The organism is Bacteroides xylanisolvens XB1A (genome assembly GCF_000210075.1).
Classification (GTDB): domain Bacteria; phylum Bacteroidota; class Bacteroidia; order Bacteroidales; family Bacteroidaceae; genus Bacteroides; species Bacteroides xylanisolvens.
In genome coordinates this window covers 4,684,885-4,688,185 of the sequence record NC_021017.1, presented here as the reverse complement: position 1 = coordinate 4,688,185, position 3,301 = coordinate 4,684,885, and the positions used below count along the sequence as shown (strand labels likewise).

Genomic DNA, 3,301 nt, shown 5'->3' with positions numbered 1-3,301 from the left:
GTTCATTTCTGCACTGTTTCATTCTTTTTTATACTGTTATGAATTTATACTGCCAACACCTATACTCAATAAATATTCGCCATACTCACTAAAGGTTCATACAATTTCTCTATATCCTGTGAGTCCATCTCTATTTGAACTTGATCTCCAGGCATTAATTTCTGTCCTTTGGGAGGCCAATTCTTACGGTCACGATGCACATTTATAATTATGCAACGTTCCGGTAAACGAAGTTCATCCACCATCTTGCCATCTAAATAAGACCCGCTCATTACTTCTACAGACAATGTATAACGGGGCTCTTCCTTAAAGGCAGGCGAATGAATCATATCATCATATAAAATTACATTGAACGGTTTTATCTGAAGCATTTCCGTAAAGTAATAGGTTAATCCACCTACAACAATGGAAGGATAAAAGACTTCCAAATGTCCCGTAATCTCGGTTATTAAGACAATAGCCGTCAGAGGTGTACGAATGACTGCTACAAGAAATGCCGACATACAAATCAACATGATATAACTGATATTCTCATAAGCAATCACACCCTGTTGAACCATAATCAATCCCACTATTTGCCCCAAAAGTCCTCCTGTCACCAGTGTAGGGATAAAACTTCCTCCCGGTAAACCCGAAGAAAAAGAAAAGGTACTAAAAACGAAATGCAACAACATCATGCCAACAATCCAAAGAATATGTGTATCCGGATGCATGGCCTGTGATAGCAAGAACTGTTCCCCTCCTCCCGTCAGATTAAACTCGGCCATAGAAATCAAAAAAGCAATAAAAAGCAAATACAGCATCTTCACGTATTCAGGATGCTTAATAGCGGGATAAATACGTTTCATCTGAAGAGTAGTGACAGAAAAGAATTTTCCAAAAACAGAAACTACTGCCGCCAACAAAAGAAACAGTTTCACCTGCCCCCAAAAAGTCATTCCAGGCACAATGGCATCTATATGAAAATAAGGATTGATGGGAAAAATCCAACTGGCAACCCCGCCTGCCACGACTCCTGCCAAAAGCGTGGTAATGGCTGTTTTAGGTGCATCGAACCGCTCAATAGATTCGATAACCAACAATGAGGAAGCTAATGGGGCAGCAAAAGCAGCCGCCAATCCGGCACCTGCACCGGCAGACAATAATTGTTTCCGTTCGCCACTAAGCACCCTCCCCCATTTTGATACCAAATATCCGACATACGAACCTATCTGTACGGAAGGTCCTTCACGCCCCAAAGACAATCCGGTACTTAATGCAAGTATCCCACCCACAAACTTCGCAACCAATTCCAGAAAAGGATGCTTATAATCAACCCTCCCATTAATAACTCCACGTGTTTGCGGAATCCCCCCGCCGGTAATAAGCGGCATTTTCTTCACCAGCCAGGATACGAATACAAGTATTCCCCACATCAACAGGAAAAGAGGGATATACCAATACCACTTGGGATGAGAATCAAAAAAATCATGGCGGAGATTAAAGAAGAACTGTAACAGGTAATGATAAGGCACGGCAACAAGCCCCGTCAGTAATCCTACGAAGATACTGACAAAGTAAAGTCGTGCATCAATCAACTTCAGTTTAAAAATGCGCCAACGACCATTATCTTTTATCTTTTTTATCAGTCGAAACATTCAGCCAGCCTTACATTGTTTTATACGTAGGACATACAACAATCAAAACCTAGCTGTGGTTTTCAAACTCATGAAGATTTAATTTCTAATTATCTTCCCATCATATTCAGACGAAGTATAGCGTGTACCATAAAGTAAGACCCCAGTGCATTATAATCCGTGTCACGAATGGCGGTGGCGGTAATTGTGCGTATCAAAGAAATATCCTGATGGAGAATATCATAGATCTTGAAACGGATTAATAACTGTTTCTTTTTTAGAAAGGCTTTTGACAGTTGGCAGTTCCACATGAAATTCTCTTTGGCATAACCTTCATAACCATAACCGGTGCGGAGAGAATAAGTCAGGTCATTATATAGTTCCATCCCCCAAGGCAGATAAAGTTGCAGTTGGGTTCCTGCCTGATAATCAAAAGTTTCAGTACGTTTCTCCCGCACATCATTATAAGAATTGTTATAAATCAGGCCGACAAGCCCCGTAAGTTCCATTTGACGGGTACGATAAGTAAGCCGTAGACGCTCACGTCCCGTTAAATGCTGTACGGAGGTTTTCACCGGTTCTTCTTTATTCAGAGTTGTATAGCCATTCTGATTCCGGTATTGCAGATAGGAGTAAGTGCGAAATATCCAGCTACGATTCTTAAAAGGGGTATTGAGAGAAAAAGACCCCATGGCGCGCCAATTACCATTCATATTGACCGGAGACGTCGTTCGCACACCGGTTTCGCTGTCATAAGTCACCTGATTGGTTACATTATTAATGGTATTCTCGAACAAAGCGGTAGCTACCATATTTCGCTGATGTTTGGTATTGTAGGAATTAAAATTCAATGTAAACGTATTCGTATATGAAGGCTTCAACGAAGGGTTACCGACACGGATATTTAAAGGATTGGTACGGTCGGTCACAGGTTGGAGGTCGCGTACGCTTGGCTGTTTTCCTTTTCCTCTATACACAATTTGCAAACGGGTACGTTTTGAAAACTTGTAACGGAAATTGACTGTGGGTGAGAAATTCATGACTGATCTTTCCAACTGATCTTCGGGAGCGTCGCTCAACAAAGAATGGCTGACAGACTTTTGTGGTTCAAAATCAACTCCAATATTATAATTATACTTTTTCTGTGAAGTACGTATGGCAAGGTTCACCAAGTGATTACTGTATTGATTTTCAAAACGGTTACTGGAGTCTTCATCAAAGTCGGGAGCAAACTCTTCCAGTTCCTTATCCCAGTCATAGACAAAACGATCCGAATTGTTCACTTTATACTGATAGCTGTAACGGAGTTGCAGGAAATGCCGCCACGGCAACGGTTCTACATATACCAGTTGCACCCGGTAATTATACCCGTCCACATCATCCTCTATCTTCTGATTCTGAATCTTCTTCGTATTATTTTTGAAGTACCGGGTGGTGGAAAGGCTCTTCCGGTCGGTAGATGAAGCATTAGTACCATAGTCTACTTTCAAAGCGACATTTCTCCCCAACCGACTCAATTTCCGGCTAAGTTGTAACATCATCGTCAGGTTATACCGGGAATTATGGTTGGTGCCGGAGGACTCTCTCTCATTCAACAATACATCATTCCCCCACCCTTCCTGAAAGCCACTATTCTCTCTGTCATTGGCCGAAAAACGATATTGAGGACGGAAAATCAATGTAGT

Annotated in this window: 2 protein-coding genes; both read right to left on the bottom strand. The window is 41.6% G+C overall.

Annotation, left to right across the window (positions count from 1 at the left end; genetic code table 11):
- Window positions 1–65: 65 nt before the first annotated feature.
- Complete coding sequence (locus BXY_RS18045) at window positions 66–1,637, bottom strand: ClC family H(+)/Cl(-) exchange transporter (RefSeq protein WP_008775097.1); 1,572 nt, start codon at window positions 1,635–1,637, stop codon at window positions 66–68.
- 89 nt (window positions 1,638–1,726) lie between these two features.
- The coding region (locus BXY_RS18040) for an outer membrane beta-barrel protein (protein WP_208946848.1) at window positions 1,727–3,301 on the bottom strand (1,575 nt) is incomplete at its 5' end.

Coding starts and splice junctions, on each gene's coding strand:
- BXY_RS18045 (WP_008775097.1), bottom strand. CDS start 1,637: ATGTTTCGACTGATAAAAAAGATAAAAGATAATGGTCGTTGGCGCATT.